Here is a 21494-nt window from a genome sequence, read left to right as displayed (position 1 = left end):
AAGTCAAATATCCAGCTTGTCGATCATCGGCTGAGTGATCAGGCAGATGCCGCTTTCTGTCCGTCGGAAGCGCTTGGTGTCGAGCTCGGGATCCTCGCCGACCACAAGACCCTCCGGAATGACGACGCCATGGTCGATCACCACGTTCTTGAGCTGGGCGCGCCGTCCGATCTTCACATTAGGCAGGATGACCGCTCCCTCCAGCTTGGAAAAGGAATTGGCCCTGACGCCGGTGAAGAGCAGGCTCTTGTTGAGGCTGGCGCCTGAGATGATGCAGTCGCCCGAGACGACGGAGGACGTGGCCGATCCGCGGCGGTCGTCGTCGTCATGGACGAACTTCGCCGGCGGGGTGATCTCGGCATAGGTCCAGATCGGCCAGGACTTATCGTAGATATCGAGTTCCGGGACGATGGCCGTCAGGTCGATATTGGCCTGCCAGTACGCGTCGATCGTGCCGACGTCGCGCCAGTAGGGCTCGTGCTCGAAATCGGAACGGACGCAGGACTTGGCGAAACGGTGGGCGACCGCCTTCCCGTTTTTGACGATATAGGGGATGATATCCTTGCCGAAATCGCGGCTCGAGGTCGGGTCGGCGGCGTCGCGGCGCAGCGCATCGAGCAGGAACTTGGTGTGGAAGACGTAGATGCCCATCGAGGCGAGCGCGAAATCCGGCTTGTCGGGAATGCCGGGCGGATCGGCCGGCTTTTCGATGAAAGCGAAGATCTCATCCTTTTCGTTGACATGCATGACGCCGAAGCCGGTTGCTTCCATGCGCGGCACTTCCAGGCAGCCGATCGTCACGTCCGCGCCGGAATCGACATGCTGCTGGAGCATGTATTCATAGTCCATCTTGTAAACATGGTCGCCGGCGAGAATGACCATGTACTCAACGCCGTAATCCTCGATAATATCGATGTTCTGATAAACGGCGTCGGCAGTGCCTTCATACCACTGCGTTTCGGAAACGCGCTGCGAGGCAGGCAGGATGTCGAAACTTTCGTTTCTTTCCGGGCGGAAGAAGTTCCAGCCGCGTTGCATGTGACGGATCAGCGAATGCGCCTTGTACTGCGTCGCAACGCCGATGCGGCGAATGCCTGAATTCAGCGCGTTCGACAGGGCGAAATCGATGATGCGGGCCTTGCCGCCGAAATAAACAGCGGGCTTGGCGCGTCGGTCGGTGAGTTCCTTGAGACGGCTCCCCCTGCCGCCCGCCAGAACATAGGCCATTGCATCGCGGGCAAGTGGCTGAATACGCTTCTCTACCATTTTCTCCTCCCACCAGTCTTAATTTTCAGGTTCAAGCATGATTGTCGCCAAGGGCGGCAGCGTGATCGAGCAGGTGATATTGCCGCCGGCATCGACGGCCTGCACGCGCCCGCCATTGCCCTTGCCGCTGCCGCCATAGATGTCGGCATCGGTATTCAGAATCTCCCGCCATCGGCCTGCGGAAGGCAGGCGTAACAAGTAGTTCTCGCGGTAGACGGGCGTAAAGTTGGTGATGACGACGATCGGCTTCTGGCCCGGCGCCTTGCGCTGCCAGGCGAAGACGGAATTCTCGCCGTCGTCGGCAATCAGCCATTCGAAGCCTTCGCCCTCGCAGTCACGCTCATGCAGGGCGGGTTTGCTGCGATAGGTGAAGTTGAGGTCGCGCACCAGGCGCCGCATGCCCTCGTGCATACGGTATTGCAGCAGGTTCCAGTCGAGCGACCGATCCTCGCTCCATTCGCTCCACTGGGCGAATTCCTGGCCCATGAACAACAGCTTCTTGCCGGGATAGCCCCACATATAAGCGTAATAGGCGCGCAGATTGGCGAACTTCTGCCAGTCGTCGCCCGGCATCTTGGCGATCAGCGAGCCCTTTCCGTGAACGACCTCGTCGTGCGACAGCGGCAGGACGAAATTTTCCGAATAGGCGTAGAGGAGGCCGAAGGTGAGCTCATTATGGTGGTGCTTGCGGTGCACCGGGTCGCGCTTCATGTAGCTCAGCGTGTCGTGCATGAAGCCCATGTTCCATTTGAAGCCGAAGCCGAGGCCGCCTTCATGCACGGGTTGCGAGACTTTCGGCCAGGAGGTCGATTCCTCGGCAATGGTCATGACGTTGGAATGCTGGCCGTAGATGCGGATGTTGAGGTCCTGCAGAAAGCGGACGGCTTCGAGGTTCTCGTTGCCGCCATATTCGTTCGGGATCCATTCGCCATGCTTGCGGGAATAATCGAGATAGAGCATCGAGGCGACGGCATCGACGCGCAGGCCGTCAAGATGGAACTTCTCGGCCCAATAGAGGGCGTTGTTGACCAAGTAGGAAACCACTTCAGTGCGGCCGAAATTATAGATTGCCGTGTTCCAGTCCGGATGGAAGCCCTTGCGCGGGTCTTCGTGCTCGTAGAGCGCCGTGCCGTCAAACCAGCCGAGGCCGTGTTCGTCGGTCGGGAAATGTGCCGGCACCCAGTCGAGAATGACGCCAATACCGACCTTGTGGCAGCCGTTGACGAAACGGGCGAAGCCTTCCGGCTCGCCGAAGCGGGCGGTCGGCGCGTAAAGGCCGGTCGTCTGATAGCCCCAGGAAGGGTCGTAGGGATGCTCTGTGATCGGCAGGAATTCGATATGAGTGAAACCCATGTCGACGCAGTAGGGGATGAGACTGGAGGCGAGCTCGTCCCAGGACAGCATGGTGCCGTCCTGTCGGCGCTGCCAGGAGCCGGCATGCACCTCATAGATCGAGATCGGCTGACGGCGCTTGTCGGTTTCGCGCCAGTGCTTCAGATGGGCCTCGTCCTCCCAGACCTGCTCCAGTTCGGCAGCGGCGATCGAGGCGGTCTTGGGTCTGAGCTCGCTGCGGCGGGCGAAGGGATCGGCCTTCAGCGGCAGCAACACGCCGTCGTGGCCGCGAATCTCGAACTTGTAGGCGACGCCGAGCGGCACATCGGGAGCGAAGATTTCCCAGATGCCGCTGTCGGCGCGGAAGCGCATGACATGGCGGCGGCCGTCCCAGCCGTTGAAATCGCCAACCACGGAGACGCGCTGGGCGTTCGGCGCCCAGACCGCGAAGTGGATGCCCTGCGCGCCGTCATGCTTGATGAGATGGGCGCCCATCTTGTCGAACAGGCGCAGATGCGAACCTTCGCGGGCGAAATAATCGTCCATCGGCCCGAGCACCGGCCCGAAGCTGTAGGGGTCGGTGACCGCCCATTCGGCGTCGCCGCGCCGGGCGCGGTAGCGCACCGGCTGCAGTTTGGCGAGTGAAACCGGCCCGGCGAAGAGGCCATCGGCGTGGAGTTGGTTCAATTCGCCGACAATCCCGCCATCGAGGGTCATGGCGGTCACTTCCTCCGCGCCCGGGATGAAGCACCGGGCAACGAAAGCCGCGCCGGCCTGGTGCACACCTAGGACGGCAAAGGGATTGGAATGCGAGCCGGCAAGGATCGCCGTGATTTCATCTGCCGAAATTTCCCAGGAAAGCTTTACTTCAGGGACGGTTTTCGGCGTTTTCATCCGGCTCTCCAGATTTCGTCTGCATATTGCCTGATCGTGCGATCGGAGGAGAACCAGCCCATCCGTGCCGTATTGTTGATCGTCTTCGTGTACCAGGCGGACTGGTTGGTCCAGATCTGATCGACGTCGCGCTGGGCCTGGGCATAAGCGTCGAAATCGGCGGCGACCATGAACCAGTCATGCGAATAGATCCCGTCGATCAGCGCCGTGTAGCGATTGCGGTCGTCGGGCGAGAAGACGCCGGAGCCGATGGCTGAAAGAGCCTGGGAGAGTTCGCGGGACCCTTCGATAATGGCGCGTGGATTGTGGCCGTCGCTGCGGACTTTGGCGACCTCGTCGGCCCTGAGGCCGAAGATGACGATGTTGTCTTCGCCGACATTGTCGCGCATTTCGACATTGGCGCCGTCGAGCGTGCCGATCGTCAGTGCTCCATTGAGACCGAACTTCATGTTGCCGGTGCCGGATGCTTCCATGCCGGCGGTCGAGATCTGCTCGGAAAGGTCGGCCGCCGGAACCATGACTTCGGCGAGCGAGACATTGTAGTTGGGCACGAAGACGACCTTCAGCAGCCCGCGCACCGCCGGATCGTTGTTGATCGTGCGGGCGACGTCATTGATCAGCTTGATGATCAGCTTGGCATTGTAATAGCTCGGCGCCGCCTTGCCGGCGAAGAGTTTCACGCGCGGCACCCAGTCCAGCTCCGGATGCGAGCGGATCTGGTCGTAGAGGGCGACGGCTTCGATGATGTTCAGAAGCTGGCGCTTGTATTCGTGGATGCGCTTGATCTGGATGTCGAACATCGCCGACGGGTCGAGCTTCACGCCCATGCGGCTGGCCACGAGATTGGAAAGCGCTACCTTGTTGGCCCGCTTCACCGCCGCGAACTTCTGCTGGAAGGTCGGATCGGAAGCATGTGCCTCGAGCGGGCGAAGCTTTTCGGCATCATCGAGGAACGCATCGCCAATCGCCTCGCGGATCAGACCGGTGAGGCCGGGATTGCACTGCTGCAGCCAGCGGCGCGGCGTGATGCCGTTGGTCTTGTTGTTGATGCGGTCGGGATAGAGCTTGTGCAGGTCGGCAAAGACCGTGACCTTCATCAGGTCGGTGTGCAGCGCCGAGACGCCGTTGATCGAGTGCGAACCGATGAAGGCGAGATTGCCCATGCGCACGCGGCGGTCGCCGCTTTCCTCGATCAGCGAGATCGAGCGGATTTCGCTGTCGGAGAAGTTCTTACCCTTGCGGGCTTCGAGCAGGATCTTGGCATTGATCGCGTAGACGATCTGCATGTGGCGCGGCAGCAGGCGCTCGAACAGCGGAACCGGCCAGCTTTCCAATGCTTCCGGCAGAAGCGTGTGGTTGGTGTAGGAAAAGGTGCGGCGGGTGATATCCCAGGCTTGGTCGAAATCCATGCCGTGCACGTCGCAGAGCAGACGCACCAGTTCAGCGACCGAGACGGCCGGATGGGTGTCGTTCAGCTGAATGGCCACCTTGTCCGGCAGCGAGGTAAAGTCGTCATATTGCTGCAGGTGGCGGCGCAGAATGTCCTGCAGCGAGGCCGACGAGAAGAAGAATTCCTGGCGTAGCCGCAATTCCTGACCGGCAGGGGTTGCATCGGCAGGATAGAGGACGCGGGTCAGGCTTTCGGCCTTGTTGCTTTCGCGCAGCGCGCCGATGTGGTCGCCGGCGTTGAAGGCATCGAGCAGGATCGGATCGATCGGCTGCGCCGACCAGAGGCGCAGCGTGTTGACTCGTTTTCCCCGCCAGCCGACCACCGGCGTGTCGAAGGCGGCAGCGATGACGCGCTCGGCCGGCTTCCAGACGTAGCGCGGCTGGTCGTCATGGGTGGTGATGAATTCGACGGCGCCGCCGAAACCGATTTCATAGGCGCTCTCGCGGCGCTCGAATTCCCAAGGGTTGCCGTGGGCGAGCCAATTTTCCGGCAGTTCCACCTGCCAGCCGTCGGCCATCTGCTGACGGAAGAGGCCGTGGACGTAGCGGATGCCATAGCCATAGGCCGGAACATCGACCGTCGCCATGCTTTCCATGAAACAGGCGGCGAGACGCCCGAGGCCGCCATTGCCGAGCGCGGCGTCCGGCTCCAGGCCGGCGATGACGTTGACGTCGACGCCGAGGGAACTAAGAGCATCGCGCACCTCTTCCATCAGGCCGAGGTTCGAGACGGCATCGCGCATCAGGCGGCCGATCAGGAACTCGAGAGAAAGATAATAGACGCGCTTGGCTCCGGTCGCATAGACCTCACGGGTGGAGGCCATCCACTTGTCGATGATGCGGTCGCGCACCACCAGGATCGTCGCCGTCAGCCAGTCGTGCGGCTTGGCCACCTTGGCATCCTTACCGATGCGATAGGTCAGACGTTCGATGATTTCTTCGGCGAGAATTTCCGGCCTTGAGCTGCGGGGAGCGGGAGAGGGGATAACCGGCTTGGAAACGGTACTCATGGTCAGATCTCGCCAATTTTAATTTGGTATCAGGGTGTTATGCCTGATCTAATCGATTTGTCGCCTGCGCTTGCGACAGTTTATGCATCGTTAGGAAGCACTTGCAACAAAGGATTTGGACAAACGAAAAATTTGCGAAACCTTCGTATTCGCGCGAAAAAGGGGTGTTGATTTCAATGGCTTTTTCCCGATCCGATGTGGGGATAGAGATAACCAAAAGCCGCGCCGGGTTGCTCCGGCGCGGCTTTCTGTTCGGCTTTTCACCTGGCGGTGTCGCTAGTTAGTCAGGCGCGTGAGTTGTGCGGAAGCCTTCGCTCCGATCGCCTTGAACGCGGCCAGGAGGTCTTCCATTTGTTCCGCCTGGAAATAATGGGCAGCATCGGAGGCGCAATACTGCAGCAGCGCCTGTCCGCCAGGCGGCGCCATGAAGGCGATCGTATAGATTTCGATGCCCTTGGATTTGGCGATGTCACATGTCGCCTTGGTGAGGGTGTCATAGGAACGGCCGCCGCTGCTATCGTTGTTATTGTCGCCGTCCGTCATGAAGACGATGTACTTCTTGGGTATCTGCCCGGTCTTCAGCTTGTGGGCGGCGTCCTCGGCATCGTTACCTGCGGCATTTTTTGCCGTCAGCGATGAATACGCCGTGCTCATCGCCCCGCTCGAATTGGTGCCACCTCCTGCCTGAAGCGCGTTGACGTAGCTCGAGGCACCGGCAGTCCCCCAGGCAAGACTGCTGGGTGTGTATTGAACGATATCGTAAGAAACTGCGCCGGTGCGTACGTATTGGGCGTTGGGATCGGCGCTGGTGAGCTGGCCGAAAAGATTGCCGGCGGCCATCTTCAGCGCCTCTATCTTCGTATAGTAGTTGGTGCGGCTGCCGGTGCAGGTGTCGTAAACCCACTTGCCCTTCTTGTTGAGGTGGGGGTTGCAGTCATAGGTGAAGGTTTGCGTCGGATCATCCTTGTTGACGGTTTCAGTAGGGTCTCCCATCGACCCTGACTTATCGAGCGCGAGAAACATGGAGATGGAGCCCTGGCTATTGGAGCCCGGGGTCTGTGAAGGACCGCTGACCGTCGTGCTAGACGTCGAAAGATGCTGCGTGCTGAAGCCGACCGCCTGCATGAGCGGATTGACCGTGAGGTCGTAGCTCGGTGTAACCGTTACCTGGTAGGATGCCGATTTGCCCGAGTTACTCGTTTGGACATTGACGGCAGTCGCGTTCTTGATATCGACGCCGTTCTGCAGGTAATTCGCCATTTGCCCGGCTACGAAATTCCGCGCGAAGGCTTCCGCCTGGGAGGTTTGGATCGTGCCGTTCCCCAGGGCAGTCGCAGTTGCCAGCGCGGCTGAATCGGCTGCCTCTTGCAACTGCTGCTTGGAGAGCAGCATATCTCCGACCTGGATTGCCATGCCGGCAGCGCCGAGAAGAACCGGCGCCAAAATCGCCGTCATGATACCGAAATTACCGCCTCGATCGCTGAACATGCGACGCAGGCAGGGACGCAAAAACGAGGTGCTCATCATGTTCACCCAACTGGAAACCCTGTGAGGTGATTTACGCACGCTGCCTCTTTACGCAGTCCTTACTGCGTCAATAGAATTTTAACGAATCGGCTAATTTTTCCAGTTTTGGGATTATTTCAGCGGGATGACATCGACCGCCTGAACGGCGCGCTGGCCGCCATAGCTTTTCAATACGCCGATGACGGGGACGACATCGGAATAGTCCCGTCCATAGGCGACGACGATATGGTCCATACCGGCGGGAATGTTGTTGGTCGGGTCGAGCTCGATCCAGCCGATCGTCTCGCCGCACCAGACCCGCACCCAGGCATGCATGGCGTCTGCCCCTTCCAGCCGTTCCTTGCCGGGGGGCGGAATGGTGCGCAGGAAACCGGAGACGTAGCCGGCCGGAATGCCGAGGCTTCTGAGCGCCAGGATCATGATGTGGGTGAAATCCTGGCAGACGCCGCGTTTGAGCCTGAACGCTTCGAGCGGAGTCGTGTCCACTGTCGTCGCGTCGGAATCGTAGGTGAAATCCTTATTGATGCGGGCGCAGAGCGCATGAGCGATCTGCATGGCTGTCAGCTGGGGCGTGACGCAGCTTCGTGCATAATCGCCAATCTCGCGCGCCTGCGTCAGGCGCGGGCTGTCGCCGAGAAAGTGATGCGGCGAATCCGGCGCCAGCGACCAGACGTCTGATATTTCTTCCGGCAGGTCGGCAAGCAGCGGAGAGAAATCGGCGGCGATCGGCTGGCTTTCGACCTGCACACGGGCCTGCATGCGAATGTCGAGCGTCTCGTGCGGCGTCCGCAGCATGAAAGAGGTGGCGGGATGTTGAAAGAAATCGACGAAATGCGACTGCTCGTCCGGTGTCGGCGAGACGGTGATCGAACCGGCGACCAGGCGTTGGCGGTTGCTCAGCGACAGCGGCATCAGTCGCATGATATGGCGAGCGCCGGAGGCCGGCACGTCGTAGCTGTAACTCATGCGGAGCGAGAGATCGTAAAGCACGCCGTCACCCGAGATAGGTCTGGGCGAGCAGATCGGAAAGCTGCTCCAATTCGCGTTCGAGCCGCTGGTAGACCTCGACTCCCATGCCCTCCGGCGTCATCACCGCCAGACCGGAATGAAGCCGCATCGCCTCCCGGTAGAAGGGCGACATCTGCCCATTGATCAGGGCGTTCGGCAATTGCTCGACCTCATGGTGGATCTCGTTCACCTGGAAGAGGACCGAGCGAGGATTGAGGGGATCGAGCGCCAACAGGTCGGTGACGGTCAGCCGCGCGGTATTGACGTTGTAGCGGCGACGGTGGGTCATGACGCTATCGCCGATCTCGAGCAGCATGTCGAGCGCGCCGTCGGGCGCTTCCGGGCCGGACATGTGGCCGAGCAGGCGCGTCATGTGCAGGCCGCGCTCGATATAGCGGCCGAGCGAGAGGAAGCGCCAGCCCATGAAGCGGTACATGTTTTCGTGCACGAGGCCGGCAAAGCCCGCCAGCTTGCGCAGGAGGATCGTCATCGCATGGCTGGCGTCATCGCCGGCCGTGATGGTGGCGTGAAACCGCCGGGCGGTCTTGGCGAGATCGTTGAGGGCGAGCCAACCATCGGGCGAGAAGCGGTCGCGGATGTTGCTGGCCGAATAGACGGCGCTGTCAATGTTGCGCAGGAGCCTCTCGGGCACGGGCTCGGCGGTATCGATATCGACGGCCGCGAGATAGGCTGAGACATCGGCGAGCAGCGGCTGGCTCGGATCGGCAGCTTCGGCAAAACGCGCATGCCAGGCGCGCAGGATGCGCAACGCCCCTTCGGCGCGTTCGATGTAGCGGCCGAGCCAGAACAGATTGTCGGCCGCCCGGCTCGGCAGGCTGCCCGGCATGTTGCGGGTGAAGCTGCCTTCCGCCGGCAGCAGGGTGTGACGCTCGACCGGCTTGTCGCTGACGATCCAGACGTCGGCGGCCGCTCCGCCGGACTGCATGGCGATCGCCGAGACGTCGGCGCCGGAGCCGATGCGGGCAAAACCGCCGGGCATGATCTGCCAGCCGTTTGCCGTGCGGGCGGCGAAGACACGCAGCGACATCGGCCGCGGCACGAGCTTGCCGTTCACCCAGGCGGGCGTCGTCGATAGCGTGACGACCTCCTGTCCCACAAGTTTCGGGCCGTCCGAGTTCAGCCAGTCGGCAATGGATTCCTTGGCGGTCGCCCGCAGCGACGAGCCGAGGACAGATTCGCCATTGTCATCGAAGAAGGGGGCGCGGGAATAGGCCGGGCCGATCACCATTTTTTCGATATTCTTGGCGACCTGCTCGCGCTCTTCCTTCTGGCCGCACCACCAGGTGGCGATCGACGGCAGTTTCAGATCCTGCCCGAGCAGATGCCGGCAGATGGTCGGCATGAAGGCCAGAAGCGCCCGGGTTTCGAGAATGCCGGTGCCGAGCGCATTGACGATGGTGACGCTTTCGGCGCGCAGCGCCTCCACCAGACCGGGCGTGCCGATATGCGAATTCTGGTTCAGCTCCAGCGGGTCGGCAAAGGCCGAATCGAGGCGGCGCCAGAGCCCGCCGATCGGCTTCAGGCCAGCGACGGTGCGCACCATGACGCGGCCCTTGACGACCGCGAGATCCTCACCCTCGAGCAGCATGAAGCCGAGATAGCGGGCGATGTAGGCGTGTTCGTAATAGGTCTCGTTGGCGGGACCTGGCGTGAGGACGGCGATGCGGTCGTCGCCCGAATGTTTCATGTCCTGCAGCGCATCGCGGAAGGCGCCGAAGAAGGAGGCGAGGCGGTGGACGGGCGTTTCGGCGTAGATATCCGAGAAGGCTCGTGTCGTCGCGACGCGGTTTTCAAGCGCAAAGCCGGCGCCGGAGGGAGCCTGGGTGCGGTCTGCCAGCACCCACCAATTGCCGTCAGGCCCGCGGCCGATCTCGAAGGCGCAGAAGTGAAGATAGTGGCCGGATGCCGGCCGGATGCCGGCCAGCGGGCGCTGAAATTCGGGATTGGCGGCGATCAGCGCCGGCGGCAGGAATCCTTCCTCCACCAGCCGGTTCTCGCCGTAGATATCGGCAATGATCGCCTCCAGCAGGTCGGCGCGCTGGACGAGGCCTGCCGACAGCGCCTGCCATTCGCGCTCATCGATCAACACCGGGATATGCGAGATCGGCCAGGCGCGTTCGCCGGTACCCTTGCTGCCATAGGCACGGTAGAAGACGCCGGCGTCTCTGAGGTACCGGTCGGCGCGGGCGAAGCGCTCCGCGAGATCCTTTTCCGGCATTGCGCCGAGATGCGAGAGGAAACGCTGCCAGACGGGGCGGACCCCGCCTTTATTGTCCACCATTTCGTCGGCGGTGCCGGGAAGCGGCGCATAGCCGAAGGCCGCATCCTTGCCGATGCTGCTCTCCGCCTCTTCCCTGCGCTCCACTGCCGGTCTCTTACCCATCAAACCCTAACTTCAACCCTCGGCCTCTAGCCCCGGTCCTCAAATGCCGGCGGGCCGCCTCAGATCCAGCGTCAGCGGGAATTCCGGCGAACCCGTCTCGGCGCGCGGGATAAAACCGCCCGCCGTATGCCCCCACGGCTCGAAGCGGGCGAGCCGCCTTGCTTCCGCCTCGTTGCCGTTGACCGGGAAGGTGTCATAGGTCCGGCCGCCCGGATGGGCAACATGATAGATGCAGCCGCCAATCGAACGTTTCGACCATGTATCATAAATATCAAAAGTCAAAGGTGTGTTGACCGGCAACACCGGATGCAAGCCAGAGGCCGGTTGCCATGCCTTGTAGCGGACGCCGGCGACCGATACGCCCGACGTGCCGGTCGGCGTCAGCGGCAGGACGCGGCCGTTGCAGGTGACGGTGTAGCGCGCGGTATTGCTTGTTTCGAAGCGGAGCTGCAGGCGTTCGACGGACGAGTCGACATAGCGCACCGTGCCGCCGATCGCGCCTTGCTCACCCATGACGTGCCAGGGTTCCAGCGCCTGGCGCAGTTCCAGCTTCGATCCTTCATATTCGACCTCGCCGCAGAAGGGGAAGCGGAATTCGAGCTGGGCTTTGAACCATTCAGGGCTGAGATCGAAGCCGTTTTCGCGCAAGTCCGCCAGCACATCGAGGAAGTCGGCCCAGACATAATGCGGCAGCATGAAGCGGTCGTGCAGCGAGGTTCCCCAGCGTACAAACTTGCCGTCGGCCGGATTCATCCAGAAGCGGGCGATCAGCGCACGCACCAACAATTGCTGGGCCAGCGACATGCGGGCATTCGGCGGCATCTCGAAACCCCGGAATTCCACGAGACCGAGGCGACCCGTCGGGCCATCGGGCGAGAAGAGCTTGTCGATGCAGATTTCGGCGCGGTGGGTATTGCCGGTCACGTCGATCAGCAGGTTGCGGAACAGGCGATCTACGAGCCAGCGCAGCGGCGGTTGGCCGCGGCCGGGCGCGGGGATCTGCGCCAGTGCGATTTCCAGCTCGTAGAGGCTGTCGTGACGGGCCTCATCGATGCGCGGCGCCTGGCTGGTTGGGCCGATGAACAGGCCGGAGAAGAGGTAGGACAGCGACGGATGGCGTTGCCAGTGCAGCACCAGGCTCTTCAGAAGGTCGGGGCGGCGCAGGAAAGGACTGTTGTTGGGGTTGCTGCCGCCGACGACGACATGGTTGCCGCCGCCAGTGCCGGTGTGGCGGCCGTCGATCATGAACTTGTCGGCGCCGAGACGGCTCTGGCGAGCCTCCTCGTAGATGGCAGTGGTGATGTCGACCGTCTCTTTCCATGTCGAGGACGGATGAATGTTGACCTCGATGACGCCGGGATCCGGGGCGACGCGGATGACGTTGATGCGCTCGTCCTGCGGCGGCGGATAGCCTTCGATGTGAACGGCGAGGCCGAGGGCGGCTGCCGCTCGTTCGGTGGAGGCTATGAGATCGAGATAATCTTCGAGCGTTTCTGTGGGCGGCATGAAGACGCAGAGGCGGCCGTCGCGCGGCTCGACGGAAAGCGCGGTGCGGACGTGGCCGCCGATCTCGTTCAACGATTGGGGTGCCGCCGGCTGCTGGTCGGTGAAGGGCTGGAAGTGCGCGGCTTGCAGCGGACGCCCGCTATCCTCGCCGAAATCCGGCAGTTCCGGGCGCTGCACAAACGGATCCAGCGGGTTGATATAGGGATATTGCGAGGGCGGGATATAGGCGAGCGAATTGAGCGGCAGACGATAGCCTACGGGACTGTCGCCCGGCACGAGGAAGATGCGGCCGCGCCGCGTCGACCACTTCTCGCTCGTCCATGTGCGGCCGCTGGCGCGCGCGTTCCAGGCCTGAACAGGCAGGACATAACCGGTCGCGCGGGTCAGTCCGCGATCGAAGACACGGGCGATACGGCTGCGCTCCTCGGCGTCCTTGAGCTTGGAATTCGCCGGATCGACATTCTCCGGCAGGTTCGCTTCCTTGGTGAGCCATTCGGCGGGATCCTCGAAGGCCGGCGCGATATATTCGGGGGAAACATCCAGCTCGCCGGCAATCGCCGTCAGCAGCCGGCCGGCGTCATCCTCCGTGACCTCATAATTGCGGCCCTCGGTGGCGACGAGATTGTCATCGGACCAGATCGGCAAGCCATCCTTGCGCCAGTAGAGCGAGAAGGTCCAGCGTGGCAGGCTTTCGCCCGGATACCATTTGCCCTGGCCGTAATGCAGGAAACCGTTCGGGGCGAAGCGGGTGCGAAGCCGGCGGATGAGCGCGTCCGCCTTTTCGCGCTTGGTCGGGCCGACGGCCTCGGTGTTCCATTCGGCGGATTGAAAATCGTCGATCGAGACGAAGGTCGGCTCGCCGCCCATGGTGAGGCGCACATCCTCGGCTTCGAGGATGCGATCGACCTTCTCGCCGAGTTCGTTGAGTTCGTTCCAGCTGTCATCGGAGAAGGGCTTGGTGATGCGCGGATGCTCGGCAACGCGCGAGACCTTCATATCGAAGGCGAATTCGGTTTCGGCCTCGCCGAAATAACCGCCGGAAATCGGAGCGGCGTTGCGATAGTGCGGCGTTGCTGCAAGCGGGATATGGCTTTCGCCGGTCAGAAGGCCGGAGGTCGGATCGAGGCCAACCCAGCCGGCACCGGGCAGATAGACCTCGGCCCAGGCATGCAGGTCGGTGAAATCGACTTCGGTCCCGGAGGGGCCATCGAGCGCCTTCAGGTCAGGCGTCAGCTGGATGAGGTAGCCGGAGACGAAGCGGGCGGCAAGGCCGAGGTGGCGCAGGATCTGGACGAGCAGCCAGCTGGTGTCGCGGCAGGAGCCTTTGGCGTTTTCCAGCGTCTCTTCCGGCGTCTGCACACCGGCTTCCATGCGGATGACATAGCCGATCTGCCGCTGCAGGCGGGCATTCAGGCCGACGACCATATCGATCGTCGGCTGGCCCGGCGACCAATCGAGCGTCGGCAGCAGCGCCTTGAGACGCGGGCCGGCCGGCTCCGGCGTCATGTAGATCGACAGATCCTCCCGAATGGTTTCAGAATAATCGAACGGCCACTTGGTCGCCTCCTCCTCGACGAAGAAATCGAAGGGATTATAGACCGTCATGTCGGCGACGAGGTCGACCTCGATCTTGAATTCCGTCACCGGGTCCGGGAAGACGAAGCGGGCGAGGTAATTGCCGTAAGGGTCCTGCTGCAGATTGACGAAGTGGTTGGAGGGGGTGACCTTCAACGAGTGGCTGAGCACCCGCGTCTTCGAATGCGAGGCCGGTTTCAACCGGATGATCTGTGGGCCGAGCCGGACCGGTTTGTCATAGGTATAATGCGTCAGGTGATAGATGCTGGCTTTGATCGACATATTTCTCTTTTTTATCCGGCGCGCATCATTGTGCGGCTTGCTGTTCCCGAAGCCAGTGTGTGCAATGCAGCGAAAGAAAGCAAGGGCGGAAGGCCGAGGACCCGGCGGCTTTTACGCCGCCTTGGCGAAGGTGACCCCCGCCTTCAGGCCCTTGCCGCCCCCGCCTGCCTCCAGCGTCAAGACGGCGTTGAAAAGATTGGCGATTTCTTCAACGATCGGCAGGCCGAGGCCAGCGCCGGGCGCGCCGGAATCATTGCCGCGCGAAAAGCGCCTGCGGACTGCCTCCAGCTTCTCGCTGGGAATACCGGGACCATTGTCCTCGACTTCGAGGCGAACCGTGTCGGCGGCTGCGATGATGCGGACGGTGACCTCAGCCCCCTTGCCGGCATAGGCGATGGCGTTGCCGGCGAGGTTGCGCAGCATCTCCCCGATCAGCAGGGGCTCGGCGCGGATCATGGCCGGGCTTTCGCCCTCGAAGCCGAGATCGATGCCGGCGACGGCGGCCGCCGGGATCTGCTCGCCGGTGATTTCCTGGGCGATTGCCGCAAGGTCGATGGCGGAGGCGGTCAGCGCCTCCTTGGCCGTGGCGGCGTCGATCTTCGCCATTAGGAGAAGCTGGGCAAGGATGCGTTCGGCGTGCGCCACGGCCTGGTCTCCCTTCAGCGCTGCCGCCTGGGCTTCATCAAGCGTGCCGGCGCGGGCCGAAAGGGCGAGCTGGGTACGGATGATCGCCAGCGGCGTGCGTAGCTGATGGCTGGCATTGCCGGTGAAATTGCGCAGCGCATCGAGGGCCGACTGCAGGCGGACCATGAAAGAGTTCACCGTATCGACCAGCGGCTCGACCTCGCTCGGCACGGTTTGTTCGATCGGATGCAGATCGTCAGGACTGCGTTCGCCGATGGCGTCGCCGAGCTTGTAGAGCGGGCGGAGCGCCACCGTGACCGATATCCAGACGATGACCGCCGCGCCCAGGATCATGAAGGCGAGACGCAGCGCCGAACGCACGAGAATCGCCTGCGTCAATTGCCGGCGGGCGATGGTGGTTTCGGCGACCGTCACGACGAAGGGCACGGAGCGGATGCCGGTCGAAGCCGAACGCTCGAGGGTGGCGATGCGGATAGGCTCGCCGCGAAAGCTGTCGTCGGCAAAGGCCGCGGCATTGCCGGGCGTCTTCTTCAGGACCGGCAGGGATTGATAGCCGGTGATGAATTGGCCGGGAGGACCGTCAACACGGTAGAAGACCCGGTCCTGCGCCGCCGAGGTCAGCATTTCAAGGGCGACATAGGGAATGTCGACCTGCAATGTCCCGTCTTCGGCGACGACGACGCGTTCGGCAATTGCCAGAGCAGAGCCGGCGAGCACGCGGTCGGAGACGATATTCGACGTCTGGACCGCCTCACGATAGGTATCGGCGAGTGCCACCGTGCCGATGACGGCGGTCGAGATGAGCAGCCAGAAGAGCAGCCGGCGCCTGAGGGAGTAGGCGACTTTCATGAGGCCTCGGGCAGCTTGTCGAGATAGTAGCCGATGCCGCGGGCAGTCTTGACCGTCAGGCCGTACGGCGAGAGGCGCTTTCTCAGCCGGCTGACATATTGCTCGATCGCGTTTGCGGAAATGTCGTCGTCAAAGGCCGTCAGCGACTGGATGATCGCCTCCTTGGCCACGACCTTGCCAGCCCGCATGAAGAGGATTTCGAGCAAGCCGAGTTCGCGGGCGGGAATATCAAGCGGGGTGTCGCCCGATGAAAAGGTGCGGGAATTGAGGTCGAAAGAAATGCCGCCGAAACCGACGGTCGCCGAACGCAGCCCGGCCTGGCGGCGCAGCAGCACGCGTACGCGGGCCTCGAACTCGGCGATATCGAAGGGTTTGATCAGATAATCGTCGGCGCCGAGATCGAGACCCTTCACCCGTTCTTCCGGCGTGCCGCGCGCCGTCAGGATCAGGACGGCTGCCTGGTTCTGCCGGGCGCGCATGGCGCGCAGCACGTCGAGCCCGTCCATTTCGGGCAGGTTGAGGTCGAGAATGACAAGATCGAAGTTTTCGGCGGCGATCACTGCATTGGCGGATGCGCCGTCATGGACGACGTCGACGGCATGGCCCGTGCCGCGCAAGATCGCCGACAGGCCGTCGGCCAGCGCGATATTGTCTTCTGTGAGCAGGATGCGCACGGATGTTCCCTCTGTTTTCAAAGGAGATTACAGAGGTGGCGGAGCGATGTCATAGCGATTTTCAAAATTCGGTGAATGGCCGAGAACGGGATTTCAGCTCCCGGTCCTCTCGATCCGCTCACGTTCCGTCATTGCGGTCGCCAACAACCTCCGGAAGCGAGGATCGTCGCGGATGTTGTCGAGGTCGGAATCATTGTTGAACCATTTGATGTGATAGACGGAGCTGTGCGGCAGCAGCTTCTCGAGCAGGTCGATTGCTCGGTCGGTATCGCCGAGGACGGAATAGACGCAGGCAAGATTATACTGGGCGACGATGTCGTCGGGATCGATGGCAATCGCGCGGGCGGCCCAGTCGCGTGCCCGCGTTGCATCGCCGAGATGGGCAAGCGCCAGCGCGCCGCGATGGGCCGGTCCGGAGTTTTCGGGATTGAGGTTCAGCGCACGTTCGGCGCGCAGCAGGCCGAGTCGCGCCCAGTTTTCCGTATCCACCGGACGGCCGAGCGAGCGGTAGGCCGACATCAGATGGATCGGCGAGACGTAGTCGTCAGGGCGGATTTCGGCGGCGCGGGTGAAATATTGAACGGATTCGGCAAAGTTGCCGCGCATGAAGAAGAACCGGGCGTAATGGAAATTCGCCTCGAAGAGGTTCGGGTCGAGCGTGAGGGCACGTTCGAAGGCGGCCGCCGCCCGATCATCGAGGCCGCTTTGATGCAGCGCCAAGCCATGCGAGGCATGAGCTTCGGGAAGATCGGGATCGAGCTGAAGCGCCCGGGCGCTCATGTCGAGGATGCGCCTCAGCGGCACATCGTCAGGCGCCCAGTCGCGGATCGCAGCGTCGCAATCGGCGATGCCGGCATAGGCCCGGGCATAATCAGGGTCGAGTTCCACCGCCTTGCAGAACATGCGCCTTGCGAGCTGCAGGTAGGATTTCGTCCAACTGTGGGAGAGCTGGCGGCCCCTGAGATAATAGGTGTAGGCCTCGACATTGGCCGTCGGTTCGTTGGCGATCGCCTTCTTCTCCTCCGGCAGCAGGCGCACCTTCAGCTGGCTGACGATCGCCTGTGTGATCTCGTCCTGAATCGCAAAGATGTCGGTGAGATCGCGGTCGTAACGCTCGGCCCAGAGATGGTCGCCATTGGCAGTGTCGATCAGCTGGCCGGAGATGCGTACGCGCTTGCCGAAGATGCGCACGCTTCCTTCGAGCACATAACGCACTCCGAGTTCCTGGGCGAGGCGCTTCAACTTCACCGATATGCCCTTGTAGGTAAAGATGGTGTTGCGCGGCACGACGTGCAGGCTCGAGATCTTCGAGAGATCGGTGATGATATCTTCGGTGATGCCGTCGGAAAAATAATCCTGATCGGCGTCGCCGCTCATATTTGTGAAGGGCAGCACGGCAATGAAGCAGGTATTGCGGTTCTGTGCCACCAGTCGGGTGGATGAGGGCGGCGCCAAGGTGACGGTGTAGACGTGAACGGGCTGCCTGATATTCTTCAGCATGTGCTCGCCGATGAATTCGAAGCCGAGATTGAGGCGCGAGCCGACCTGGTCGCGCACGGAGGCCGACACGGCGATGCCGCCCGGTGCTGCGATACGCTCGAGCCTTGCGGCAAGATTGACGCCGTCACCGAATATGTCGCCGTTCTCGACGACGACATCGCCGAGATTGATGCCGATGCGGAATTCAACGCGCTCGTCCTTCGGCACGTTCTCGTTGCGGGCGGACATGCTGCGCTGTATTTCGGCGGCGCAGGCGACGGCATTCACCACGCTCTGGAATTCGGCAAGGATGCCATCGCCGGTGAGTTTGACGATCCGGCCCTTGTAGTCCGAAATACGAACGTCAACCAGCTCGCAGCGATGACGGTTCAGCGCCTGCAAGGTGCCTGACTCATCAATGCCCATCAATCGGCTGTAGCCGACGACATCCGCAGCGAGAATAGCGCTCAGTCGTCGTTCCATGACCCCTCCCATGGGTCTTCCCAGAATAGTCTAGCTTTTTTAGAGTTTTTTGTCGCGTATAGTCGTCTCCCGAAGAAGTAAATTCGGGCGGCTTCGACATTTTGACGCGGCAGCGCACCCTATATCGTCTCCAATCTTCATCAATACTCAAAAGGGGTGAAGGATGACGGGGAATCATAATCATTTATGGTCAAAGGGGTGTCGGACCGACACGTTGGCTGCTGCGGTTCCGTCGCAATACTGGCGACGCTCGCAGCAGGTCCGATCACGCCCTTGCTCCTCTCTGTATGCTCAGGCATTGTTGCTGCATGAGGAGAATTTTCATCTTGCTGCTGGCATTCTGGCCGGGTTGCGTGCTCGCCGACCAAGCCTTTTATCCGGCGAAGTCGGGCAATACAGCCGCACCGGTGCTGACGGTCTATTCTTCGCTCGACGAGCCCTTGGCACAGCCGATGATCCGGGGGTTCCAGGAGGCCAATCCTGATGTCGCGGTCAGATATGAGGATATGCTGACCGGTGAAATCTACGACCGGATCGTCAGGGAAACGGATGCCGGCGGCAAAACGGCGGATTTTGCCTTTTCCTCGGCGATGGACCTGCAGGTGAAGCTTTCCAACGACGGCTATGCGCAGATCAGCAACCTGCCGATGAGTGCTGCCTGGCCGAAATGGGCGAATTGGCGCAATACCGCCTATGCCCTGACCTTCGAACCGGCGGTGTTCGTCTATCACAAGCCGAGCTTCGCGCACGAGCCGGTGCCGAGCTCGCGGGCGGAACTCGTCGACTATCTGAAGCGTAAGGGCGATGCGGTCTATGGCCGGATCAGCACTTACGATATCGAGCGCTCCGGTGTCGGCTTTCTCTTCATGGCGCGCGACCAGGAGCAATTCGGCGACATCTGGTCGGTGATCGGCGCGATGGGCGCGGCCGGCGTCAAACTCTACTCGACGAGCTCGGCGATTCTCGAACGCGTGGCCGACGGGCGCTTCGTGCTCGGCTATAATATTCTCGGTTCCTACGCCGCTGACTGGGCTTCGCGGCACCCCGATGTCGGCATCGTGCTGCCGAAGGACTATACGGTGGTGATGTCGCGCATCGGGCTGGTGCCGCAGGCTGCGGCCGAGCCGGAACTCGGGCGCCGCTACCTTGCCTTTTTCATGTCGAAGGTGGGCCAGACAATCATGGCGCGCGAGCTGCAGATCCCGGCCGTCAGCCCAGAGGTGGCGGGGGAAAACACTGCCAATACGCTGCAGGAGCTGCTCGGCGCCCAACTTCGGCCGGTGCCGGTCAGTCCCGGGCTGATGGTCTATCTCGACCAGGTAAAGCGTGCGCGGCTGATCGCGCACTGGAACGAGGTTCTGCGGGCGCAGTGAAGAAGGCCAGCTTTCGGCCGGTTCATGACCTCAAGATCTGTTACACCTCGGCGGACTGCTGGCCCAATTACGGCAAAAAAGTGGCTTCTCCTTCTGGATATCTTGCCGATGTCAGCTAGATGACAGGTTGTTGTGGTGGCTTTGGCTACTTCTTCTCCGTGGAGGCGGAGAATTGAAGCCTTGGGAGGCATTCCGCTCGTCATTCAGGACAACTGCGTCCGCTGGCCGGCCACCCTCCCGATTCACTCGAGAATAATAGGCGGTTCGCTCAGCCGCCCACGGAGGACACATCGTGAAGCATACGTTCATCGCAACCATTCTCGCAGCCGCCATCGCGCTGCCGGCCTATGCGGCCGACTACACCATCATCGCGCCGGCCGCTCCCGGCGGCGGCTGGGACCAGACGGCCCGTTCGCTGCAGGCCGCGCTGCAGCAGGAGAAGATCGCCGGCAACGTGCAGGTCCAGAACGTTCCCGGGGCCGGCGGCACCATCGGCCTTGCGCAGTTCAGCAGCCAGGCTGCCGGCAATCCGAATTCACTGATCGTCGGCGGCTACGTCATGGTCGGCGCCATCCTCACCAACAAGTCGCCGGTGACGCTGAAGGACGTGACGCCGATCGCCCGTCTGACCGGCGAATATGAGGCCGTTGTCGTTCCCGCCTCGTCCGATATCAAGACGATGGCTGATCTGGTCGCGGCGCTGAAGAAGGATCCGGGCTCGGTTTCCTGGGGCGGCGGCTCGGCCGGCGGCACAGACCACATCACCGCAGGCCTGATCGCCAAGGCTTCCGGGGTCGACCCGACGAAGATCAACTACGTCGCCTTCTCCGGCGGCGGTGAAGCGCTGGCCGCCATTCTCGGCAACCAGGTCACAGCAGGCATTTCGAGCTACAGCGAGTTCGAATCGCAGGTAAAGGCAGGCATGCTCCGTCTCCTCGCCGTCTCCAGCGACAAGCGTATCGACGGCGTCGATGCCCCGACGCTGAAGGAAGCCGGCACCGACGTCAGCATCCAGAACTGGCGCATGGTCGCCGCAGCCCCCGGCCTGTCGGACGACGAGGTCGCCAAGATCACCGCCGATTTCGAGAAGCTGCACAGCTCCGCCACCTGGCAGGAGACCCTGAAGACCAAGGGCTGGGCCGACACCTATCTGTCCGGCGATGCCTTCAAGGCGCAGCTCGAAAAGGACGTCTCCGCCACCGAGGGCATTCTTAAAGAGATCGGACTTGTTCAATGAGCGAGGATAACACCTCCTCGGCAACCGAGCGCCGCCCTGATCGGGCGGCGTTCATCATTGCCGTTTTCCTCTTCGTCATCGCGGGTGTGATGGCCTGGGATGCAACGCATCTGAAAACGATCGCACAGTATGCCCGCATCGGTCCGGCAACCGTGCCGGAGGTGGTGGCGTTCGGGCTTTTCTGTCTTGGCGTCTGGACGGTCGCCGAAGCCTGGCGCGGCGAGTTTCCGGAACGCGATCGGCAGGAAGTGGCGCCGGTCATCTGGATCGTTGCCGGCCTTGTCGGACAGATGCTGCTTCTGCGCCTTGCCGGCTTCTCGATCGCCACCGGTGTGCTGTTTGCATTCACGGCACGCGGCTTCGGCAAACGCAAGCTTTGGATCTCGCTGCCGTTCGGCATCGTCTTCAGCTTCGTCGTCTGGGCGATCTTCTCGCAGCTGCTGCAGCTGACGCTGCCGGCCGGCCCGCTCGAACGCCTGTTCTTCTGACAGCGCGCGGGAC

13 protein-coding genes are annotated in these 21494 nt (G+C 62.1%); 3 read left to right on the top strand and 10 right to left on the bottom strand.

Annotated elements, in window-relative coordinates; all coding sequences use genetic code 11:
- Window positions 1–3: 3 nt before the first annotated feature.
- The 10 genes from glgC to Tal182_RS19520 all read right to left on the bottom strand — a co-directional run bounded on the left by glgC (window position 4) and on the right by Tal182_RS19520 (window position 18383).
- On the bottom strand, window positions 4–1266 hold the full coding sequence (gene glgC, locus Tal182_RS19565; RefSeq protein WP_064804961.1) for a glucose-1-phosphate adenylyltransferase: 1263 nt from the start codon (window positions 1264–1266) through the stop codon (window positions 4–6).
- An 18-nt stretch (window positions 1267–1284) separates the two neighbouring features.
- Window positions 1285–3492 carry a 1,4-alpha-glucan branching protein GlgB gene (gene glgB / locus Tal182_RS19560; protein ID WP_085860466.1) on the bottom strand — a complete coding sequence of 736 codons (2208 nt, stop codon included), beginning with the start codon at window positions 3490–3492 and terminating at the stop codon, window positions 1285–1287.
- Window positions 3489–5951: a glycogen/starch/alpha-glucan phosphorylase gene (locus tag Tal182_RS19555; protein WP_085860465.1), complete on the bottom strand. Its 2463-nt coding sequence runs from the start codon at window positions 5949–5951 to the stop codon at window positions 3489–3491. Before Tal182_RS19555 ends, glgB begins: the two co-directional genes overlap by 4 nt.
- 276 nt (window positions 5952–6227) lie before the next feature.
- Entirely contained in the window at window positions 6228–7475 is a 1248-nt protein-coding gene (locus Tal182_RS19550; protein ID WP_085860464.1) for a TadE/TadG family type IV pilus assembly protein, read from the bottom strand.
- A 114-nt stretch (window positions 7476–7589) separates the two neighbouring features.
- Window positions 7590–8468, bottom strand: a complete 879-nt coding sequence (locus tag Tal182_RS19545; RefSeq protein WP_085860463.1) for a transglutaminase family protein — start codon at window positions 8466–8468, stop codon at window positions 7590–7592.
- A gap of 4 nt (window positions 8469–8472) precedes the next feature.
- Window positions 8473–10890: a circularly permuted type 2 ATP-grasp protein gene (locus Tal182_RS19540; RefSeq protein WP_085860462.1), complete on the bottom strand. Its 2418-nt coding sequence runs from the start codon at window positions 10888–10890 to the stop codon at window positions 8473–8475.
- Between the two features lie 39 nt (window positions 10891–10929).
- Window positions 10930–14253 (bottom strand): transglutaminase family protein, encoded by a 3324-nt coding sequence (locus Tal182_RS19535; RefSeq protein ID WP_085860461.1) that lies wholly within the window; start codon window positions 14251–14253, stop codon window positions 10930–10932.
- A 111-nt stretch (window positions 14254–14364) separates the two neighbouring features.
- The gene (locus Tal182_RS19530; RefSeq protein WP_085860460.1) at window positions 14365–15747 is read right to left on the bottom strand and encodes a sensor histidine kinase; all 1383 of its coding nucleotides are present in this window, start codon (window positions 15745–15747) and stop codon (window positions 14365–14367) included.
- Window positions 15744–16421 (bottom strand): response regulator transcription factor, encoded by a 678-nt coding sequence (locus Tal182_RS19525; protein WP_064694315.1) that lies wholly within the window; start codon window positions 16419–16421, stop codon window positions 15744–15746. The genes Tal182_RS19530 and Tal182_RS19525 overlap by 4 nt, the downstream gene beginning before the upstream one ends.
- Before the next feature lie 93 nt (window positions 16422–16514).
- Window positions 16515–18383, bottom strand: coding sequence for an adenylate/guanylate cyclase domain-containing protein (locus tag Tal182_RS19520; RefSeq protein ID WP_085860459.1), 1869 nt, complete (start codon window positions 18381–18383; stop codon window positions 16515–16517).
- Between the two features lie 326 nt (window positions 18384–18709).
- Between Tal182_RS19520 and Tal182_RS19515 the strand changes: the two genes are divergently transcribed.
- The 3 genes from Tal182_RS19515 to Tal182_RS19505 all read left to right on the top strand — a co-directional run bounded on the left by Tal182_RS19515 (window position 18710) and on the right by Tal182_RS19505 (window position 21481).
- Window positions 18710–19756, top strand: coding sequence for an ABC transporter substrate-binding protein (locus Tal182_RS19515; protein ID WP_085860458.1), 1047 nt, complete (start codon window positions 18710–18712; stop codon window positions 19754–19756).
- Window positions 19757–20048: 292 nt separating this feature from the next.
- Window positions 20049–20993, top strand: a complete 945-nt coding sequence (locus Tal182_RS19510) for a tripartite tricarboxylate transporter substrate binding protein (protein WP_064804945.1) — start codon at window positions 20049–20051, stop codon at window positions 20991–20993.
- Complete coding sequence (locus Tal182_RS19505; RefSeq protein ID WP_064804943.1) at window positions 20990–21481, top strand: tripartite tricarboxylate transporter TctB family protein; 492 nt, start codon at window positions 20990–20992, stop codon at window positions 21479–21481. Before Tal182_RS19510 ends, Tal182_RS19505 begins: the two co-directional genes overlap by 4 nt.
- Window positions 21482–21494 lie beyond the last annotated feature (13 nt).

Origin of the sequence: Rhizobium sp. TAL182, from assembly GCF_002117725.1 — a bacterium.
Lineage (GTDB): Bacteria > Pseudomonadota > Alphaproteobacteria > Rhizobiales > Rhizobiaceae > Rhizobium > Rhizobium esperanzae.
The sequence above is the reverse complement of the archived record's forward strand: the minus strand, read 5'-3'. Positions and strand labels throughout refer to the sequence as shown.

Coding starts and splice junctions, on each gene's coding strand:
- Tal182_RS19520 (WP_085860459.1), bottom strand. CDS start 18,383: ATGGAACGACGACTGAGCGCTATTCTCGCTGCGGATGTCGTCGGCTAC.
- Tal182_RS19505 (WP_064804943.1), top strand. CDS start 20,990: ATGAGCGAGGATAACACCTCCTCGGCAACCGAGCGCCGCCCTGATCGG.
- Tal182_RS19555 (WP_085860465.1), bottom strand. CDS start 5,951: ATGAGTACCGTTTCCAAGCCGGTTATCCCCTCTCCCGCTCCCCGCAGC.
- Tal182_RS19550 (WP_085860464.1), bottom strand. CDS start 7,475: ATGAGCACCTCGTTTTTGCGTCCCTGCCTGCGTCGCATGTTCAGCGAT.
- Tal182_RS19535 (WP_085860461.1), bottom strand. CDS start 14,253: ATGTCGATCAAAGCCAGCATCTATCACCTGACGCATTATACCTATGAC.
- glgB (WP_085860466.1), bottom strand. CDS start 3,492: ATGAAAACGCCGAAAACCGTCCCTGAAGTAAAGCTTTCCTGGGAAATT.
- Tal182_RS19540 (WP_085860462.1), bottom strand. CDS start 10,890: ATGGGTAAGAGACCGGCAGTGGAGCGCAGGGAAGAGGCGGAGAGCAGC.
- glgC (WP_064804961.1), bottom strand. CDS start 1,266: ATGGTAGAGAAGCGTATTCAGCCACTTGCCCGCGATGCAATGGCCTAT.
- Tal182_RS19530 (WP_085860460.1), bottom strand. CDS start 15,747: ATGAAAGTCGCCTACTCCCTCAGGCGCCGGCTGCTCTTCTGGCTGCTC.